Annotated in this window: 18 protein-coding genes; 14 read left to right on the top strand and 4 right to left on the bottom strand. The window is 51.6% G+C overall.

The annotated features are described in order from the left end of the window. The first annotated feature begins 3 nt into the window (after positions 1–3). The 6 genes from HW447_RS02135 (at position 4) to HW447_RS02110 (ending at position 6,438) form a co-directional block, all read left to right on the top strand. Positions 4–1,164 carry a glycosyl hydrolase family 18 protein gene (locus HW447_RS02135; protein ID WP_176253662.1) on the top strand — a complete coding sequence of 387 codons (1,161 nt, stop codon included), beginning with the start codon at positions 4–6 and terminating at the stop codon, positions 1,162–1,164. A 72-nt stretch (positions 1,165–1,236) separates the two neighbouring features. Continuing rightward, entirely contained in the window at positions 1,237–2,223 is a 987-nt protein-coding gene (locus HW447_RS02130; protein WP_176253661.1) for a diaminopimelate dehydrogenase, read from the top strand. Between the two features lie 10 nt (positions 2,224–2,233). Next, on the top strand, positions 2,234–4,243 hold the full coding sequence (locus HW447_RS02125; RefSeq protein ID WP_176253660.1) for a molybdopterin-containing oxidoreductase family protein: 2,010 nt from the start codon (positions 2,234–2,236) through the stop codon (positions 4,241–4,243). A 26-nt stretch (positions 4,244–4,269) separates the two neighbouring features. Next, the gene (locus tag HW447_RS02120; protein ID WP_176253746.1) at positions 4,270–5,541 is read left to right on the top strand and encodes a DUF1576 domain-containing protein; all 1,272 of its coding nucleotides are present in this window, start codon (positions 4,270–4,272) and stop codon (positions 5,539–5,541) included. 234 nt (positions 5,542–5,775) lie between these two features. Further along, positions 5,776–6,027 carry a hypothetical protein gene (locus tag HW447_RS02115; RefSeq protein ID WP_176253659.1) on the top strand — a complete coding sequence of 84 codons (252 nt, stop codon included), beginning with the start codon at positions 5,776–5,778 and terminating at the stop codon, positions 6,025–6,027. A 15-nt stretch (positions 6,028–6,042) separates the two neighbouring features. Beyond that, positions 6,043–6,438: a DUF2085 domain-containing protein gene (locus HW447_RS02110; RefSeq protein WP_176253658.1), complete on the top strand. Its 396-nt coding sequence runs from the start codon at positions 6,043–6,045 to the stop codon at positions 6,436–6,438. 164 nt (positions 6,439–6,602) lie between these two features. Here HW447_RS02110 and HW447_RS02105 read toward each other — a convergent pair whose 3' ends face one another. Continuing rightward, complete coding sequence (locus HW447_RS02105; RefSeq protein ID WP_176253657.1) at positions 6,603–6,962, bottom strand: NusG domain II-containing protein; 360 nt, start codon at positions 6,960–6,962, stop codon at positions 6,603–6,605. Further along, positions 6,962–7,456, bottom strand: coding sequence for a hypothetical protein (locus HW447_RS02100; protein WP_176253656.1), 495 nt, complete (start codon positions 7,454–7,456; stop codon positions 6,962–6,964). Before HW447_RS02100 ends, HW447_RS02105 begins: the two co-directional genes overlap by 1 nt. A gap of 174 nt (positions 7,457–7,630) precedes the next feature. Here HW447_RS02100 and HW447_RS02095 point away from each other — a divergent pair, with 174 nt between their 5' ends. From HW447_RS02095 to HW447_RS02085, 3 genes are all read left to right on the top strand, one after another. Next, positions 7,631–8,143, top strand: coding sequence for a Gx transporter family protein (locus HW447_RS02095; protein WP_176253655.1), 513 nt, complete (start codon positions 7,631–7,633; stop codon positions 8,141–8,143). A 155-nt stretch (positions 8,144–8,298) separates the two neighbouring features. After that, entirely contained in the window at positions 8,299–9,825 is a 1,527-nt protein-coding gene (galT, locus tag HW447_RS02090) for a UDP-glucose--hexose-1-phosphate uridylyltransferase (RefSeq protein WP_176253654.1), read from the top strand. 77 nt (positions 9,826–9,902) lie between these two features. After that, the gene (locus HW447_RS02085; RefSeq protein WP_176253653.1) at positions 9,903–10,235 is read left to right on the top strand and encodes a cupin domain-containing protein; all 333 of its coding nucleotides are present in this window, start codon (positions 9,903–9,905) and stop codon (positions 10,233–10,235) included. 98 nt (positions 10,236–10,333) lie between these two features. Here HW447_RS02085 and HW447_RS02080 read toward each other — a convergent pair whose 3' ends face one another. After that, positions 10,334–11,746 (bottom strand): spore germination protein, encoded by a 1,413-nt coding sequence (locus tag HW447_RS02080; protein WP_176253652.1) that lies wholly within the window; start codon positions 11,744–11,746, stop codon positions 10,334–10,336. Between the two features lie 497 nt (positions 11,747–12,243). Here HW447_RS02080 and HW447_RS02075 point away from each other — a divergent pair, with 497 nt between their 5' ends. Continuing rightward, positions 12,244–12,678, top strand: a complete 435-nt coding sequence (locus HW447_RS02075) for an RrF2 family transcriptional regulator (protein ID WP_176253651.1) — start codon at positions 12,244–12,246, stop codon at positions 12,676–12,678. 28 nt (positions 12,679–12,706) lie between these two features. On the opposite strand, the gene HW447_RS02070 is transcribed toward HW447_RS02075, so the two are convergent. Continuing rightward, a complete protein-coding gene (locus HW447_RS02070; RefSeq protein WP_176253650.1) occupies positions 12,707–13,519 on the bottom strand; it encodes a tRNA threonylcarbamoyladenosine dehydratase in 813 nt (270 codons plus the stop codon). A gap of 353 nt (positions 13,520–13,872) precedes the next feature. Between HW447_RS02070 and HW447_RS02065 the strand changes: the two genes are divergently transcribed. From HW447_RS02065 to HW447_RS02050, 4 genes are read left to right on the top strand one after another with little or no spacing between them, the layout of a single operon-like run. Beyond that, positions 13,873–15,849, top strand: a complete 1,977-nt coding sequence (locus tag HW447_RS02065; protein WP_176253649.1) for an NAD(+) synthase — start codon at positions 13,873–13,875, stop codon at positions 15,847–15,849. After that, on the top strand, positions 15,846–16,640 hold the full coding sequence (locus HW447_RS02060) for a TrmH family RNA methyltransferase (RefSeq protein ID WP_176253648.1): 795 nt from the start codon (positions 15,846–15,848) through the stop codon (positions 16,638–16,640). The genes HW447_RS02065 and HW447_RS02060 overlap by 4 nt, the downstream gene beginning before the upstream one ends. Before the next feature lie 47 nt (positions 16,641–16,687). After that, positions 16,688–16,906, top strand: coding sequence for an NfeD family protein (locus tag HW447_RS02055; RefSeq protein ID WP_176253647.1), 219 nt, complete (start codon positions 16,688–16,690; stop codon positions 16,904–16,906). Then, a complete protein-coding gene (locus HW447_RS02050) occupies positions 16,903–18,036 on the top strand; it encodes a patatin-like phospholipase family protein (RefSeq protein ID WP_176253646.1) in 1,134 nt (377 codons plus the stop codon). The genes HW447_RS02055 and HW447_RS02050 overlap by 4 nt, the downstream gene beginning before the upstream one ends. Positions 18,037–18,040: the final 4 nt, after the last annotated feature.

The raw sequence follows: 18,040 nt of genomic DNA, 5'->3' as shown, positions 1-18,040 counted from the left end.
ACCTTGGAACAGGAACTGATATATGTGGTAAAAGAGGGGGATAACGTGGATCAGATTGCCCGGACAGCCGGTATACCGGTAGAGGAGCTGATCTGGGCCAACCAGCTGGAAGCTCCCTACCGTCTGGCTGTGGGGCAGTCCCTTTTTGTGGGTACGCAAAGCAGTGTACAGGCCGGCCGTCCCTCTCTTTATACCTTTGGGTATGTGTATCCTTTTATTGACCGGCAGATACTTGACGAGACGCTGCCGTGGCTTACGGATCTTTATGTTTTCTCCTACGGATTTACAGCGGAGGGGGAGCTGATCCCTCCCCAGACGGAGGACGGCCCTGTGATAGAGGCCGCCAGAGCCGCAGGGGTGCGGCCTGTAATGGTGCTTACTCCCCTGGGACCGGACGGCCGTTTTAACAATCATCTGGTGACAGAGCTTTTTGCCAGTGAACGGGCCGTCCGACGCCTGATCTGGCAGTTAGGGGTCATGATGACGGAGAAGGAATATGAGGGTCTGGATATTGATTTTGAATATGTATCTGCAGGGGACCGAAGGGATTTTGCAGAGTTTATCGGTCTGTGTGCCAGAACCTTCAATCCCTTTGGCCTTACGGTCACAGCGGCTCTGGCTCCCAAGACCTCTGATGATCAGCCGGGGCTTCTCTACGAGGGCATGGACTATAAGGCTATCGGCGAGGCTGCCAACCGGGTGATGCTTATGACCTATGAATGGGGGTATTCCCAGGGGCCGCCTATGGCCGTTGCTCCGATCCACATGGTACGCCGGGTGGCGGATTATGCCTTGACCCGGATCCCGGCAGAGAAAGTCAGTCTCGGTATTCCCAATTACGGGTATGACTGGCCTCTTCCCTATGAGAGAGGAGTTACCAGGGCAAGAACCATAAACACTCTCCAGGCCATACAGCTTGCCATTGACCACGGCTCTGTGATCTATTTTGACGAGCTGGCTAAGTCCCCCTATTTTCACTACTGGCAGTATGGGATCCGCCATGAGGTCTGGTTTGAGGATGTCAGGAGCTTAAAGGCTAAGTTTGACCTGATAAAAGAGAAGGGGCTTACAGGTGCGGGTTACTGGCAGTTAATGAGCTTTTACCGCCCAAACTGGCTTCTTCTTGTACGGATGTTTGAGCTTGCAAAGGGAAATTTCCTATAGTATACTTTTTACAGCGGCAAACGGGCAGATTCGCTGCAAATGAGAGAACACAAGAGAAAGGAAGATATAACTATGAGCATTAGAATCGGAATCATGGGCTACGGCAATCTGGGAAGAGGCGTGGAATGCGCCATAAAGCATAATCCGGATATGGAATTAAAGGCAGTATTTACGCGGAGAGATCCCGGCGCTCTTTCGGTTCTGACAGAGGGCGTGAAGGTGTATTCCGCAGAGGATGCTCCGTCCATGAAAGATGAGATTGACGTTCTGATTCTCTGCGGAGGCAGCGCTACTGACCTTCCAGAACAGACCCCCCGGATGGCAGAGTATTTTAATGTGGTAGACAGCTTTGACACCCATGCAAAGATCCCGGAGCATTTTGAGGCAGTGGACCGGACAGCATCAGACCATGGCCATGTGGCAGTGATCTCCGTAGGCTGGGATCCTGGTATGTTCTCCTTAAACCGCCTTTACGCCAATGCCATCCTTCCCGGAGGAAAGGATTATACCTTCTGGGGAAAGGGAGTAAGCCAGGGTCATTCTGACGCGGTCCGCCGCATCCCCGGCGTAAAGGACGCAAGACAGTATACCATCCCTGTTGAGAGCGCCCTGGAGGCGGTAAGAAGCGGCAGCCAGCCGGAACTTTCCACCAGACAGAAACACACCAGAGAGTGCTTTGTAGTGGCAGAGGAGGGCGCTGATAAGGAGGCGATAAAGGAGGCCATTGTCACCATGCCAAACTATTTTGCAGACTATGACACTGCCGTTCACTTTATCAGTGAGGAAGAGCTTTTAAGAGACCATGCGGGGATTCCTCACGGCGGCTTTGTGATCCGTACGGGAAACACAGGCATGAAGGATGAACATTCTCATGTGATCGAGTACAGCTTAAAGCTGGATTCCAACCCTGAGTTTACCTCATCTGTTCTGGCTGCTTATGCAAGAGCTGCCTATCGCTTAAGCCGGGAAGGAGCAAAGGGCTGCAAGACTGTGTTTGACATTGCGCCCGCGTATTTAAGCCCGGAGGACGGGGCATTTTTAAGAAAACATATGCTGTAGGAGGAATTCTATGACCTATATCCGCAAGACCATCTGCCCTTATGACTGTCCGGCCACCTGCGGCCTGCTGGCAGAAACAGACGGAAAGCGTATCCTTAAAGTCTTTGCAGATCCGGAGCATCCCGTTACAAAGGGACTGATCTGCAGAAAGATGCAGCACTATGAGCAGTCCATAAACAGCCCGGACCGTATTCTTACGCCTATGAGACGCATCGGAGACAAGGGCGAGGGAAAGTTTGAGGCGATTACCTGGGAGGAAGCCGGAAAGGAGATAGCAGACCGTTTTAAAAAGATCCTGAAAGAGGATGGCCCGTCCGCCATCCTTCCGGCCTACTACTCCGGCACCATGGGCGTGATCCAGAGAAAGTGCGGAGAGGCCTTTTTTAATCGTCTGGGGGCCTGTTCCCTGGTTTTAAAGCTCTGTGCCAGCGCAAAGGGCTCAGGGTATGAGGCGGTGATGGGAAAAACCAGCTGCCTGGAACCGGAGGAGTTAAAACAGAGCAGTCTGATTCTGGTGTGGAGCAGCAATGTAAAGGCCACCCGGATCCAGGCCATGCCTGTTTTGCAGGAGGCCAGAAGGGCCGGGAAAAGGGTTGTCCTGATTGAGGCCTGTTCCAGGGAAATGGCGCCCTACTGTGACGAGACGATCCTGATCCGGCCGGGAACGGACGGGGCGCTGGCTCTTGCCATGATGGAGGTAATAGCAGAGCAGGGCCTTCAGGATGAGACGTTTTTAAGGGAGCAGTGTCTGGGATATGAGGAATTTCTTCCCATTGTAAAACAGAGTACCCCGGAGTGGGCAGAGGGCATTACCGGGATCCCCGCAGAGGTCATCCGAAGGCTGGCTCTGGAGTTTGGACAGGCAGAGACTCCGGCTATTTTTCTTGGAAGCGGTTTTTCCCGTTATGGAAACGGCGGCATGACGGCAAGGCTGATTACCATCCTGTCCGCCTTTACCGGAGCCTGGAAGAAGCCGGGAGGCGGTCTTTGCGGCAGCGAGCACAACGGGGGGCCTTTTGTGGACAGCCGCCGGGTGGCGCGGCCGGATTTCAGAAAGACGCCGGGGCGGATGGTAAATATCAACTGCCTGGGCTCCGCTCTGACAGACACGAAAAAGGATATCATAAAGGCCTTTTTCGTCTTTGGAGGAAATCCTGTCAATTCAGTCTGTAACCAGGCGGAGATGATTCGTGGCCTTCTCAGGGAAGATCTCTTTACAGTGGTTCATGAGCGTTTCCTCACGGATACGGCCCTGTATGCGGACATTCTTCTGCCCGCTGTCTTCTCTGTGGAGCAGACAGACTGTTTTAAGGCCTATGGGTACCGGACCTTCAGCGTAGGAAGAAAACTGGTAGATCCCCAGGGAGAATGTAAGAGCAACTGGGATATGTTCTGTTTTCTGGCGCAGGCCATGGGCTTTGAGGAAGAGCATTTTAAACGGACGGAGGAAGAGATGCTGGAGGATCTGTTAAGCCATCCTGAGCAGGGACTTCTGGAACTGACAGAGGATGAGTGGAGGAAACTGCGGGACAATGGAACCATCCGCCAGCCCTTTGGGGATCACAGCCATTTTAAAACGCCCTCAGGAAAGCTTATGATTGTCAATAAGGAGCTTGAGGATCCCGTTCCCTGCTACAGGGAGCCTTACGGGGGAGAATACCCTCTCCGGCTGATCAGCGTGCCGGACAGCCATACTTTAAATTCCATCTTTCTGGAGCGCCCTGATCTGGTGGCAAAGCGCGGCCCTGCGGCTTTGATGCTCCATCCTCTGGACGCAGCAGAGCGGGGAATCAGTGAGGGAGATCCTGTGACTGCCTGGAATGATCTTGCACAGGTGGAGTTTACTGCTTCTGTGACCTGGCAGGTAGCAAGGGGAACGGCGGCAGTGTCAGGCGTTTACAGTTCTGCCATAACGGGAACAAAGCTGCTTTTTAATGCCTTAAACCACGAGAGAATCTCCGATATGGGGGCTACCACGCTGAACGATAACAGGGTGGATGTAAAAAGGAGGACAGAGTGAAACATCACCTGGAGCATTTTCATGAAATGAACACGATGACACGGAGGACGAAATTCCTTCTTTTGTCTTTGATGCCATGGTATTTTATCATTATCGGCCTGGTGGTGCAGCCGCTTCCGGAGATTCTTCCCGGCCTCCTTCGGATCATGGTGGAGCCGGATCTTCTGATTACGGATTACTTTGCAGTAGGCGGGATTGGTGCGGCAACGATTAACGCCGGGCTGATTACACTGATCTGTCTTGCCATGGTTTACTTTATGGGGATGGAGATGAGCGGCCATACCATTACAGCCACCTTCCTGATGTTCGGTTTTTCCCTGTTTGGAAAGAACCTGATGAACATATGGGCCATCTTAGCCGGCGTGTTCCTCTATTCAAAATACCATAAGACCTCGTTTCAGCGGTATTTTTACATCGGGCTGTACGGCACCAGCCTTTCGCCCATTATGACTCAGATGATGCGCCTGGGCCATTTTCCGGTGCCGGTGCGCCTTCTGATCGCTCTGGCAGTAGGCATCGCCATTGGTTTTGTGCTTCCGCCCTTAAGTACCCATGTGCACTACGCCCACAAGGGGTATTCCCTCTATAATGTAGGTTTTGCAGCCGGTATCATCGCTACCGTGGTAGTGTCCCTGGCAAAGTCTTTTGGCCTGGAGATTGAGTCGCGTCTGATCTGGTCAGAGGGAAACCAGATATTGTTTGGCGTGCTTTTGGCTCTGCTGTTTGGCGTTATGATCGCAGCGGGAGTGGCAGTCCGGGGAAAGACCATATGGGAATCCTATATGAGGGTGATCCGGGATCCGGGCCTTGCGGGCGCTGACTTTTTTAAAGCGGAAGGCGGGGCGACTACAGTCTTTAACATGGGGATTAACGGCCTGTTTGCAACCTTTTTCGTGCTGGCGGTGGGAGGAGATATGAACGGGCCGACGATCTGCGGCATCCTGACGATTGTGGGATTCAGTTCCACTGGAAAGCATATCCGAAACATCGCTCCTGTGATGTTGGGAGTGTATCTGGCAAGCTTTACAAAAAACTGGGCGCTCAACGACCCAGCTCCGATTCTGGCTCTTTTGCTGTCCACCACCCTGGCGCCGGTTGCAGGGCAGTTCGGCGCTGTGGCCGGGCTGCTTGCAGGCTACCTTCACTCATCCGTAGCCCTTCAGGTGGGAGTGATCTATGGAGGCATGAATCTTTACAACAACGGTTTTGCCGGCGGTATCGTGGCGATTTTCCTGGTGCCTGTGATCCAGTCTATCAGCGACAGGAGAGCCAGGGCAAGAGGCGGGCTTTCTCTGTAAATGTGCGTAAAGGGCAAATATTTACAGAAAATATCTTGCTAGAGAGCATATGTAATTGTATAATAAAAGAAGCGTGGGATCCCGGCAGAGAGATCCTGAGCGCATATGTGTGTACATACAGAACGTCCTGTATTGATAGCTGCGATATGTTTGCGTGCGTCGGCAAAAAGCGGCCACAGGGGAAAATTACAGGGGAGCTGCTTATGATACACGAACATCAGGGAGGAAATGAAGATGAACGACGAAAGATATGACAGAGGGGAAAGACCAGCAGATAAAGGGGGATTCCTGTGGGGCCTTTTAGGCTGCTGTATCCCGATCGCAGGCCTGGTTTTGTTCCTTGTATGGAGGGATGAGCGGCCTAGAACAGCCAAGGCGGCGGGAATCGGAGCGCTGGTTTCTGTGGGCCTTACGATCCTGTGCTATGTAGGATTTTTTGCACTCTCTATCGGCACGGCGGCTCTGGTGGGCAGTGCAGGCCTGTAAGGAGCAGCAGGGGTCATGGGGCGTTTCTTAAGAATCTTTTTTGGCTGCCATGCCAGACCTGACCGGTCCTTTTACTGGAGGGGGAAACAGTTTCCCATCTGCGCCCGGTGCACCGGGGAACTGGCGGGGATGTTGGCGGGAATTCCCTGTATCCTGTTTTTCGGCTACTTTAAAGTTCCGGTTATGATTCTTCTGATGATCCCAATGATCGCCGACGGCTTTTTACAGCTCCTTACATCTTATGAGAGTAAAAATGGGAGAAGATTTGTCACCGGCTTTCTCTTTGGTCTGGCCTTTGACAGTATTCTCGTGTATTTTCACAGAGCCTGTGTGATGGCGGCAGCGGAGCTTGTGAAACTGTTCATCAGGGACGGTGCAGCAGTGGATCGGGCCAGGGATCTGTTTTTATAATGAGACGGAAGGCGGGGTGCATCCTGGGGGTTCTTTCGGAGCGAATCCGTTTTTTAAACATCCGAATACAGATCCGTTTCCCTGCCTGCAGCAGACAGGTGGGCAGACATGGACTGTGCAGGGCGCTTTTTACACAAAAACAGGAGAAGGCAGAACGTGACTGTTCAGTCTTCTCCTGTAATAGTTACAGCCATTTTGTGGGGCTTGCAGATGATAGTATCGGTGGATAGCTGTTTTTTGCCCTGGCGGACGCAGAGTTTATCCGGGCAGTCGGCATCGTCACACCAGATCTGTCCATGTTCGATGACCAGATGGTTCATGCCGCCTCCTGGGATGTTTACAGTAAATTCCTGATCCTTTTTAAGGGAAAGTGCTGCAATCTCCTTTCCGTCTACGGAAATATGGGCGGTCTGTCCCTGGGGAGCCGGAAAAAGGTACTGGTATCCCAAAAGAACCGCGGCCGCAAAGAGAAGGACCGCTGCTAAAAAAGAGTTCGGCTGCGGGGGATGCTGCTTTTTTTTCATCAGGCCGCCGCCTGCCTTAAGCACTCATTGATTCCGTTCACAAAGCCTGTAACGTTGATGCTTACAGAGGCAATGGCATCTTTTGCATATCCCTGGGCGTCTGCCAGCTGGCTTACGCTTTGATGCTCGATCACATAAGCGGCAAGGGCTTCTGACTGGGCTTTCCAGGTGGGGCCGTCCTCAGTCATGACATAGAGGCCCTCCATGGATAATTGCTGCTTGCCGACTCCGTCAGCGCCTATGCAGTCCCAGGTGCAGGCGGTAATGACGCCGTCTTTCACGGTCAGTTCAACCTGGTCGGAAAAGCCCTTGGAATCCGCGGTTCCCTCATAGCTGTAAACGCCGTCCTTTAAAGGAAATTCCGGCTGATTTGTGGTTACAGGCCCCCTAAGAACCTGGTAAAGCGGCCCGGAAGCAGCCACAAATGCAAGAGACAGGACTGCCATGATCAGAAAACCGGCGAGGCTCTGTTTTGTAGAATGGTTTTGATTCATAGTCAGATACACTCCTTAAAAATTGAATTTCTGCCGGCTGTTCTTTCGCCCGCTGGACGAGAAGGAAAACCGGCTTATATCTACCTGTTTATTTTACCATAGGAACGGAAACTTTGTAAAGCAAGATTCAAGTATACATCAGACGGATACACGCAAAGGAGGCTGCATTTACCCATGAATATCCGAACAGGAAGGACCGCTCTGTACGGCCTTCTTATTGCTCTCGCCTTTATTTTTGGCTACATCGAGACCCTTATCCCCGTTTATCTGGGAGCGCCGGGGGTCAAGCTGGGGCTGGCAAACCTGGTGACCATCATCGTTCTGTACGCGCTGGGATTTTTGCCGGCCGTTTGGATCAGCCTGGCCAGAATCCTTCTGATCGGTTTTACATTTGGAAGTATGTCTACCATTCTGTTCAGTCTGGCAGGCGCAGTCTTAAGCCTTACGGTTATGTGGATCTGCAGGCGTTTTTCTCTGGTTGATATGGTGGGAGCCAGCATACTGGGCGGAGTGTTTCACAACATTGGCCAGTTCCTGGTAGCGGCCTATGTGGTACGGACGTTCGGCGTGTTTTCCTATATGCCGGTTCTTCTGTTTGCGGGAACCGCCGCGGGAGGCGTCATCGGCCTTCTGGGGGGGATGATATTAAAGCGGCTGAGGACGGCTCTGAAGGATCTGGAACGGTGAGTGTTTTCTGAAAATGTATAAAAAAATTGTAGCAATACAGAAGAAAATGACATTGTAATCGGAAAACGGAACTTTTATAATTAGGGGTACATCCCAAAAGCCAATACATTCGGGACGGTTGGGAGCAGGACAACATAAAATGGGGAGGTTATGACATGATCAGTCAAGCAGTCAAGGCTCTGGTGGATTACGGCCTGAGAAGGGGACTTTTAAAAGAGGAGGATACCGTTTACGCAAGGAATCAGATTCTGGAGGTTCTGAAAATGGATGAATATGAGGACTGGGAGGCGGACGGAACAGAAAATGCGCCTGAGCTGGAGGAGATTCTTAAAACTCTTTTAGACTATGCGGCAGCCAAAGGCCTTCTGGAGGGGGACAGCGTGGTATACAGGGATCTTTTTGATACCAGGCTTATGAACTGTCTGATGCCAAGGCCCAGTGAGGTGACGGCACAGTTCTGGAAGCGGTATGAGGAGTCTCCCCAGGCGGCAACGGACTATTACTACAAGCTCAGTCAGGATTCTGACTATATTCGCCGCTACCGCATTGTAAAGGATATGAAGTGGACGGCAGACACACGCTACGGGATGTTTGATATCACGGTGAATCTGTCAAAGCCGGAGAAGGATCCCAAGGCCATCGCGGCTGCCAGAGCGGCGGGGCAGAGCGGCTACCCCAAATGTCAGCTCTGCATGGAGAATGTGGGATATGCCGGAAGAGCGGATCACCCGGCCAGAAACACTCACCGTGTTATTCCGGTTACGATCAATGCCAGCCAGTGGGGCTTTCAGTATTCTCCCTATGTGTATTATAATGAGCACTGCATCGTATTTAACGGGTCTCATGTGCCCATGAAGATCGAGAAGGCCACCTTTAAGAAGCTGTTTGATTTTATCCATCAGTTTCCTCACTATTTTCTGGGATCCAATGCGGATCTTCCTATTGTGGGAGGATCTATCTTAAGCCATGACCATTTCCAGGGAGGACGCTATACATTTGCCATGGCCAAAGCCCCAATTGAAACATATTTCGCCATGGAAGGCTATGAGGATGTGAAGGCCGGGATCGTATTCTGGCCCATGTCCGTGCTGCGCTTACAGTGCAAAGACAGCGATCGGCTGGTCGAACTGGGGAATCACATATTAGAGGCATGGAGAGGGTATACGGATGAGGCGGCCTTTGTGTACGCAGAGACGGAAGGGGAGCCGCACAACACCATCACCCCTATTGCCCGGAAAAACGGAGCGGTCTATGAGCTGGATCTGGTTCTGAGAAACAATATTACCACGAAGGAGTTTCCTCTGGGCGTATACCATCCCCATCAGGACCTGCACCATATCAAGAAGGAGAACATCGGCCTGATCGAGGTCATGGGGCTTGCGGTGCTGCCTTCCCGGTTAAAGGGGGAGCTGACAGAGCTTGGCCGGTATGTGACGGAGGGCCTGGATATCCGCTCCAATCCTTCCATTGAAAAGCACGCCGATTGGGCGGAGGCGTTTTTGCGGGAATATGAAAAACAGGGAATAAAGATTACCTGTGAAAATGTAGATGCAATCCTTAAGAAAGAGGTTGGTCTGGTATTTGCCAGAGTCTTAGAGGATGCCGGCGTATATAAGTGCACGAAAGAGGGACGGGAGGCCTTTGTCCGTTTCTTAAAGGCAGCCGGATTTTATGAGGCATAAGGCTTTTGAAAAATTACTGGTCTGTCTGCCGCAAAAAAATAGACGGCAGCAGCAAATATATAAAGGAGGATATCAATATGTTAGATGAAAGATGGGTATTTCATGATGATGTAAAGGCGGAGCAGGCCGGAGAGGGCGTGATCCGCAGGGTGCTGGCTTACAGCCGGGATCTGATGTGCGTGGAGAATACCTTTGAGACAGGAGCGGTGGGAAAGCTTCATCATCATCCTCATACTCAGATCACCTATGTAGTAAGCGGTGTTTTTGAGTTTGAGATTGACGGAGAGAAGAAAATCGTAAAGGCGGGAGACACCATGCTGAAATTAAATGGCGTGGAGCACGGCTGCGTCTGCAGAGAAGGCGGCATCCTTTTGGATATCTTTACCCCCATGAGAGAGGATTTCGTGTAAGATATTCTGCCATCCATGATTTGATCCGCGGCCGGGGATGCTTGTCCTCAGGCCGCGGATTTTTGTATGGCGGAAAAAAAGATGGAAAGTTTGGTATGTCATCCCTTTTCTTTATGAGGCAGACGGCCGCGGAAGAACCGCTTGCAAAGCTCGTTCCAATGGAAGGGAATCAGGGGATAGATATAGCTCTTTCCTGCAATGGTGCGGTTAAAGGCAATGGCGCATAAGGTAAAAATGATTCCGGCTGCATATCCCCAGAGGTTGAAAGCGGCAGTCAGGATCAGGATGATTACACGCATGAATTTCATGGCATAACCCAGTTCAAAGCTCGCCTGAGAATAATTGGCGATTGTTACAAAGGCCATATACAGCATGGTTTCGCTGTTAAACCAGCCCGATTTAACAGCATATTCTCCCAGCACGATGCCGGCGATAACACTGAGAGGGGTCGTAAGCATACTGGGAGTGTTTACGGCTGCCAGCCGCAGTCCGTCAATGGCAAATTCCAGGATCAGAAGCTGCCAGATTAAAGGCACATTGTATGGATCTGACAGCTGTATAAAGGCCAGCCAGTCCGGGATCAGCTCTGGATTCTGCATAAACATCAGCCAGGTAGGCGTAAGAAAGAGAGACAGGGCGGAAATGGTCATGCGGGTCAGCCGCAGATAGGTGCCTGTGATGGGTGGAAAGTAGTAGTCGTCCGCCTCCTCGATGATATCAAATACAGAGGAGGGAAGGATCATGGCAGAGGGGGAGGTATCCACCAGTATCACGATATTTCCCTCTAAAAGAGAGGCCGCCGAGGTATCGGGCCTCTCGGAAAACTTAAATTTGGGAAAGGGATTAAACCACTTGTAGGGAAAAAGACATTCAGCCAGACTTTCCTGATTCATGGTCAGAGCGTCAACTTCCAGGCCGCGGATTCTTTTTTTTATGGTTTTAAGAAGCGTTTGGTCTACCCGGTTTTCCATATAACAGATGGCGATATCCGTATGGGAGCTTTCTCCGGCTGTCATGATCTCGATGGAAAGCTTCGGATCCCGAATCCGCCGACGGATCAGAGCCGTATTAAATACCAGAGTTTCCACAAAGCCGTCTCTGGAACCACGCATCACCTTGTCTTTTTCCGGCTCACTGACCCCTCTTGCCGGATAAGTGCGGCAGTCAATGGTAAGGCAGGTATCGTAACCGTCGATGAACAGGCAGGAAACGCCGGAAAGCAGCTGGAGAATCATATCCTCGCTATCCCTGATCAGTCCGATCTCGCCATAGGGAAGGTATTGCTTGGAAAAGCTGTGGGCATCCTCCGGCATGGCGTCAGACTTAATGGATGAGAGGCCCTGGAGGATCTTTAAAATCGAATCATCCTTGGTGAAACCGTCGATGAAGTAAAGACAGGCTCTTCGTCCGCCAATAGTAAGAACCCGGTAGACCACATCGAAATTCCGGTCCGTATGCAGCTCATTGTTCAGATATTTGATGGTTTCCTGTAAATCCTGAGAAAATTTCATAATGGTGTCCTTTCTGTCCGGCAATGGCGCTTCCGCATGAAAAACAGACGCATTTTCTTTGCGGATAGCAGTAAGACAGGCAATAGTATAGCCATAATTCTAAAAAATATGTCAAGGATCTTCCCGCAGATAAAAAAACAGAACCGTTGAAATAGATATAGAATTTCCTTATAATGGAAAAACATATGGTAAATTGCACAAAAAGAGTTGACAGAAATGGAAACGGGTGGTATAGTAACATTTGTAAGCAGCACAACGGAGTGCCTTACAGGTTTTTGTTTGGTATGGGGATGCCAATACAACTTATAGTGTGACGGTTTTTGATCGTGACTGGGAGCTGCCTTCTGTGGGGGAAGGGCAGCTCTTCTTTTTTGCTGCCATACATCCGGGAGAACCAATTGACGGATATTGGGATTTCCAGCCATTTCACAGTTGACATTTTTCCTACGGGAATAGTATGATAAAGAGGTAAAAAACAAAAGCAAAGGACTGTTTATATGCTGGTATCGACAAAAGGGCGGTATGCCTTAAGAACTATGGTAGATCTTGCTCTCCACGGAGACGGGGAGCCGGTAAAGATAAAAGATATTGCAAGACGTCAGGATATTTCTGGAAAGTATCTGGAACAGATCATCTCCATCCTGTCCAGATCCGGGTGCGTAAGAAGCGTCCGGGGCAATCAGGGAGGATATTATCTCACCCGTCCTGCCTCCGAGTACACCGTAGGTATGATCCTGCGGATTACGGAGGGGAATCTGGCCCCCGTGGACTGTCTGGCAGGGGAGGATAACCCCTGCCAGCGACAGCAGGACTGTGTGACACTCAGGCTGTGGCAGGAATTGGATGAGGCCATTCGGGGCGTGGTGGATCGATACACCATTGAGGATCTGGTGGAATGGCAGAAGGGGCAAAAGGATAATTATGTGATCTGATGAAAGGGCGTTCCTGTAAGCTCCTTCTTTATAGACTGCAGATCTCCCGTACAATCGCTCCTGCGATCATAAGCCCTGCCACAGGAGGAACGAAAGCAATGCTTCCCGGAGTGGCCCTGCGGCTGCCGGTATCCTCTTCGGTTGGACCGGGGGCAAGAGGCGGCTCCGGGGACCAGCAGACCTTAAGGTTTTTGATGCCCCTGGCCTTTAATTCCTTTCGCATCACCCGGCACAGGGGGCAGACGGAGGTTTCTTTCAGATCAGAGATCCGAAACAGCTCCGGGTGGAGCTTGTTTCCCGTACCCATAGAGGAAATCAGGGGAATGGAATGTTTGTCTGCGTAGACCGCAAGGGCAATCTTGGCGGAAACATTATCAATGGCATCCAGAATATAGGTGATGGAAGAGGAGTCAGGCTGTACAGCCTGGCTTTTTGTTCTGTGTTCTGTGCTGTGAGCGGTCCCGGCGCCTGTTTCGTCCTCATCTGGCGCAGGAAGGGAGAGAATACGCTCAAACAGGCCTTCCAGGGTATCAGGAAGAACAAACTCCTCGAAGGTATGCACGCTGGTATGGGGGCAGATATCATGGATCTTCTTTGCCATTACCTGGGTTTTATACTGGCCGATGGTGCTGTGCAGAGCAATGCTCTGGCGGTTAATATTGGTCAGAGAAACGGTGTCGTTGTCGATCAGCACCAGGCGTCCTGCCCCGGAGCGCGCCAGCGCTTCAATCGCGTGGGATCCCACGCCGCCTACGCCGAATATAACGATGGTAGAATGTTTAAGGGCTGAGACTGCCTCCGGGCCGATCAGCATTTCGGTGCGTGAAAATTCAGTGATCATAAAACCTCCTTGTATATGTGTGTCCAGAGACGGGGAAAAGATGCAGATATGTTTCTCCCCGTTGCTGTTCATGTAAAAAAATAAAGCCCTGGCAAGTGTGGTAGAAGTGGTGCAGGGCTTTATGAGATGTACAGAACAGGCGTTCTGAACAATTTCAGTATACCGCATATCCGGCCAATAGTCAAGGGCGAAATTAGCTCTGTGATTTTAAGCGGAACTATGCTATACTACTGTCAGAAAATTTGTGGCCGTATTCGGAAACATCGCAAAACAGGCAGACGGCGTTATCCTCCAAGAGCGGAACTGCCGTCCCAGGAGCGGAAAGTCCGGCCGGTCGGGATTTGGAGGACAAGATGAAAGATGGATTTTTAAGGACTGCGGCCGCTACCCCTAAAATCAGGGTGGCGGATCCCAGGTATAACGCAAAACAGATCATAGAGCTGATGGAGCAGGGGGAAAGCCGGGGTGTAAGGGTCATGGCATTTCCTGAATTATGCTTGACGGGCTATACCTGTTCAGATCTCTTTTTGCAGACAGCCCTGTTGGCTGCCGCAAAGGAGGAACTGAAAAAAATCGCCCAGGCCAGCAAAAAGCTTCACATGATCGCCTTTATCGGCCTTCCCTGGGAGCATGAGGGGAAGCTTTACAATGTGGCCGCTGCTGTAAGCGGAGGCAGGATCCTGGGCCTTGTGCCGAAGAAGAATCTGCCTAACTACTCCGAATTTTATGAAATGCGCCATTTCTGTCCCGGAAATGAAAGGGCTTTATGGATCAGGATGGAGGGGGAAAAGATCCCCTTTGGCATGAATCTTTTATTTTGCTGTGAGGACGTGCCGGATCTGGTGATCGCGGCTGAGATCTGTGAGGATGTGTGGGTTCCATGTCCTCCCAGTATTTCCCATGCCATGGCGGGAGCGACGGTGATTGTCAACTGCTCTGCCAGCGATGAGACCACCGGGAAGGATATTTACCGCAAAGATCTGATCTGCGGCCAGTCTGCCCGTTTAGTCTGCGGCTATATCTATGCCAATGCAGGGGAAGGAGAGTCCACCCAGGATCTGGTTTTTGGCGGCCAGAATATCCTGGCGGAAAATGGAACCTGCCTGATGGAATCCCGCCGGTTTTCCAATGAATGTATCTGTGCGGATATGGATCTGGAACGGATCACGGCAGAACGCCGCAGGATGACCACCTTCCCGACAGCCGGCGCGGCAAAGGAGGCCGGCGGCTACGTAACCGTGAATTTTGAACTGGAGCGGGGACTCAAAGAGGAGTCCCGTCCGGTTCTGCGCTATATTGATCCAGCGCCCTTCGTACCCGGTGATCCCGCGCAGAGAGACCGCCGCTGCGAGGAGATTCTCTCCATTCAGGCCATGGGCTTAAAGAAACGGCTGGAGCATACGGGCTGTAAGCAGGCAGTCATCGGACTTTCCGGAGGTCTGGACTCTTCCCTGGCCCTTCTGGTAACGGTGCGGGCGTTTGATCTGCTTAAGATCCCAAGGGCAAATATCCACTGCATCACCATGCCCTGCTTTGGCACTACAGACCGGACCTACAGCAATGCCTGTGCCATGGCAGAGAAGGTAGGAGCCACTCTTAGAGAGATCAATATCCGCCAGTCCGTTACCAGCCATTTTGCAGATATCGGACACGATATAAATGTCCATGATGTGACCTATGAAAACGGACAGGCCCGAGAGAGAACCCAGATCCTTATGGATATTTCCAATCAGGTAGGCGGTCTTGTGATCGGAACCGGCGATATGTCGGAACTGGCTCTGGGCTGGGCAACCTATAACGGGGATCATATGTCCATGTATGGCGTCAATGCCTCAGTGCCAAAGACGCTGGTTCGCCATCTGGTCCGCTATTATGCGGATACCTGCGGTGAAAAGGAGCTTTCCGATGTACTCTTTGATGTGCTGGATACCCCTGTAAGCCCGGAGCTTCTGCCGCCGGAGGACGGAAAGATTTCTCAGAAAACGGAGGATCTGGTTGGTCCCTATGAGCTTCATGACTTCTACCTCTACTATGTGCTGCGCTTTGGCTATCGTCCTGGAAAAATTTTCAGAATGGCGGTGCAGGCCTTTGAGGGGAGGTATGAACGGGAGATCATTTTAAAATGGCTTACTGCCTTTTACAGGAGATTTTTCAGCCAGCAGTTTAAGCGCTCCTGTCTGCCTGACGGCCCGAAGGTAGGCTCGGTGGCCGTATCTCCCAGAGGCGATCTTCGGATGCCCAGCGACGCAGTCAGCCGTCTGTGGCTGGACGAACTTAAGGAGCTGGAGCAGAGCGTTTATAGAGAACGGAAAGGAGAGGCTGGAAAATGATCAACAGTACCTCAAATAAACAGGTAAAACGGGTGATAAACCTTCAGGCAAAGGCAAAGGCCAGAAGGGAAGAGGGTCTGTATGCGGCGGAGGGACTTCGGATGTGCAGGGAATTTGCGCCTTCGGAGGTGGAAGCGCTCTATGTGACCCCGGCCTTTGAAGGGCAGAAGGAAAATAAGGAGTGGCTTAAGGCATTTTCCTATGAGGTGGTAACAGAAGAGGTGATGAAGGCCATGGCTGATACCAGGACTCCCCAGGGGGTGCTGGCGGTGGCAAGGCAGAAAACATACGCGCTGGACGACCTTATAAAGCCAGGGAAAGAAAATGCCCCGATTCTTTTGATGCTGCTTGAAAATATCCAGGATCCAGGCAATCTTGGCACGATTCTCCGGTCGGGAGAGGGGGCGGGCATCACCGGCGTCATTATGAGCCGGGATACCGTGGACATCTACAGTCCCAAGGTGATCCGCTCTACCATGGGTTCCGTGCTGCGGGTGCCCTTCCTTTATACAGATGATTTCACCGCCGTCTGCACCCGCCTTAAGGAACATGGGATCCGCCTTTTTGCGGCCCATTTAAAAGGCATGAATAATTATGACTGCCAGGATTATACTGAAAACATGGGCTTTCTCATCGGAAATGAGGCAAACGGCCTGACAGAGGCAGCGGCCCGGACGGCAGACTGCTGTATCCAGATCCCCATGGCAGGGAAGGTAGAGTCCCTAAATGCGGCAGTAGCTGCGTCGGTATTGATGTTTGAAGCTGCCAGACAGCGCAGGGCGAAGGGATAAAACCGGAATCGTTTCGATGAAAAGGCTCCTGGAAAGGAGAAGTTTCCATGACTGAGATTGCCGGATGGTTTTTTGCATATTTATTTTTTATGGCTGTGGAACTCATTTTCTGCTGCCTTACTTCCCTCTGGTTTGCCGCAGGGGCACTTGGGGCCTGGATTCTGGCTCTTCTTGGGCGGCCAGTGGAGGAACAGCTGCTTTGCTTCCTCTTTCTATCGGCTGCCGTCTTTGGGCTTTTGGGTCTTTTTGGAAGGAGGAACGGATGAAGCTGCAGCTGGATAAAAGGCGTTTTTACGGCATTGTACTGGAGGGCGGGGGAGCCAGAGGCGCTTATCAGATCGGAGCCTGGAAAGCTTTAAAAGAGGCGGGAATAGAGATTAAAGGAGCGGCAGGCACCTCGGTGGGGGCCTTGAACGGGGCGCTTATCTGCATGGACGACTTGGAAAAGGCGGAAAAGATCTGGGAAAATATTCGTTACTCTCAGGTAATGGATGTGGACGATCATATGATGGAAATGCTGCGGGAGTGGACCTTAAAAAGCGGCCCCTCCATTCCCATACCGGAGATCTGGGGCAGGATCAGACGTCTTTTGAGGGATCGGGGCTTTGATATAACCCCGCTGAGAGACCTGATCTGCCGGACGGTAGACGAGCAGGCGATCCGATCTTCCAACCGGGAACTCTATGCGGTAACGTACTCCCTCACAGAAAAACATCCCCTGGTGGTAGACATAAAAGAGGTGCCGGAAGGGGAGATCTGTGATATGCTTATGGCCAGTGCCTACCTCATTGGGTTTAAACAGGAGAAACTGGGCGGAAAGTATTACATGGACGGCGGTCGGGTGAATAATGTTCCTGTAGATGTGCTCATCGACAGGGGGTATGAAGATATCATTGTCCTTCGGATCTACGGTTACGGCGTGGATACAGAACGCCGGCTTCAGGTGCCGGAGGGTGTGAACCTGTACCATGTGGCCCCGCGGCAGGATCTGGGAGGGATTCTGGAATTTGACCGGAAGAAAGCAAGAAAAAATATGCTTTTAGGGTATTTTGACGCTATGCGTATGCTGTACGGCCTGGAAGGCCGGATCTATTATCTGGATGCGCCGGAGGGAGAGGAGTATTATTTTGCCCGGCTGATGGCTGAGGCCGGGCAGCTGACAAAAAATTCCCGGCCCCTGCGCTGCTATACGGAAGGGATTTTTCCTGAGACCGCTGCAAAACTGGGGCTTAAGGCGGGATGGGATTATAAGGAACTTTATCTGGCCCTGCTGGAAGAGAGGGCAAAAAAATGCCGGCTCAGCCGTTTTGCCATCTATACCCCGAATCAGCTTTTAGAGGCTGTAAACCGTTTCGGGCCGGCAGAAACACTGGATTCTGAGCCGGAGGCGCGTTGATGGT

Origin of the sequence: Enterocloster alcoholdehydrogenati (genome assembly GCF_013282095.1) — a bacterium.
In the GTDB taxonomy this organism is placed as follows: domain Bacteria; phylum Bacillota; class Clostridia; order Lachnospirales; family Lachnospiraceae; genus Enterocloster; species Enterocloster alcoholdehydrogenati.
This window is presented reverse-complemented; position numbering and strand designations above follow the sequence as displayed.

Coding starts and splice junctions, on each gene's coding strand:
- HW447_RS02115 (WP_176253659.1), top strand. CDS start 5,776: ATGAACGACGAAAGATATGACAGAGGGGAAAGACCAGCAGATAAAGGG.
- HW447_RS02100 (WP_176253656.1), bottom strand. CDS start 7,456: ATGAATCAAAACCATTCTACAAAACAGAGCCTCGCCGGTTTTCTGATC.
- HW447_RS02125 (WP_176253660.1), top strand. CDS start 2,234: ATGACCTATATCCGCAAGACCATCTGCCCTTATGACTGTCCGGCCACC.
- HW447_RS02110 (WP_176253658.1), top strand. CDS start 6,043: ATGGGGCGTTTCTTAAGAATCTTTTTTGGCTGCCATGCCAGACCTGAC.
- HW447_RS02120 (WP_176253746.1), top strand. CDS start 4,270: ATGAACACGATGACACGGAGGACGAAATTCCTTCTTTTGTCTTTGATG.
- HW447_RS02055 (WP_176253647.1), top strand. CDS start 16,688: ATGACTGAGATTGCCGGATGGTTTTTTGCATATTTATTTTTTATGGCT.
- HW447_RS02060 (WP_176253648.1), top strand. CDS start 15,846: ATGATCAACAGTACCTCAAATAAACAGGTAAAACGGGTGATAAACCTT.
- galT (WP_176253654.1), top strand. CDS start 8,299: ATGATCAGTCAAGCAGTCAAGGCTCTGGTGGATTACGGCCTGAGAAGG.
- HW447_RS02070 (WP_176253650.1), bottom strand. CDS start 13,519: ATGATCACTGAATTTTCACGCACCGAAATGCTGATCGGCCCGGAGGCA.
- HW447_RS02130 (WP_176253661.1), top strand. CDS start 1,237: ATGAGCATTAGAATCGGAATCATGGGCTACGGCAATCTGGGAAGAGGC.
- HW447_RS02065 (WP_176253649.1), top strand. CDS start 13,873: ATGAAAGATGGATTTTTAAGGACTGCGGCCGCTACCCCTAAAATCAGG.
- HW447_RS02080 (WP_176253652.1), bottom strand. CDS start 11,746: ATGAAATTTTCTCAGGATTTACAGGAAACCATCAAATATCTGAACAAT.
- HW447_RS02105 (WP_176253657.1), bottom strand. CDS start 6,962: ATGAAAAAAAAGCAGCATCCCCCGCAGCCGAACTCTTTTTTAGCAGCG.
- HW447_RS02050 (WP_176253646.1), top strand. CDS start 16,903: ATGAAGCTGCAGCTGGATAAAAGGCGTTTTTACGGCATTGTACTGGAG.
- HW447_RS02085 (WP_176253653.1), top strand. CDS start 9,903: ATGTTAGATGAAAGATGGGTATTTCATGATGATGTAAAGGCGGAGCAG.
- HW447_RS02075 (WP_176253651.1), top strand. CDS start 12,244: ATGCTGGTATCGACAAAAGGGCGGTATGCCTTAAGAACTATGGTAGAT.
- HW447_RS02095 (WP_176253655.1), top strand. CDS start 7,631: ATGAATATCCGAACAGGAAGGACCGCTCTGTACGGCCTTCTTATTGCT.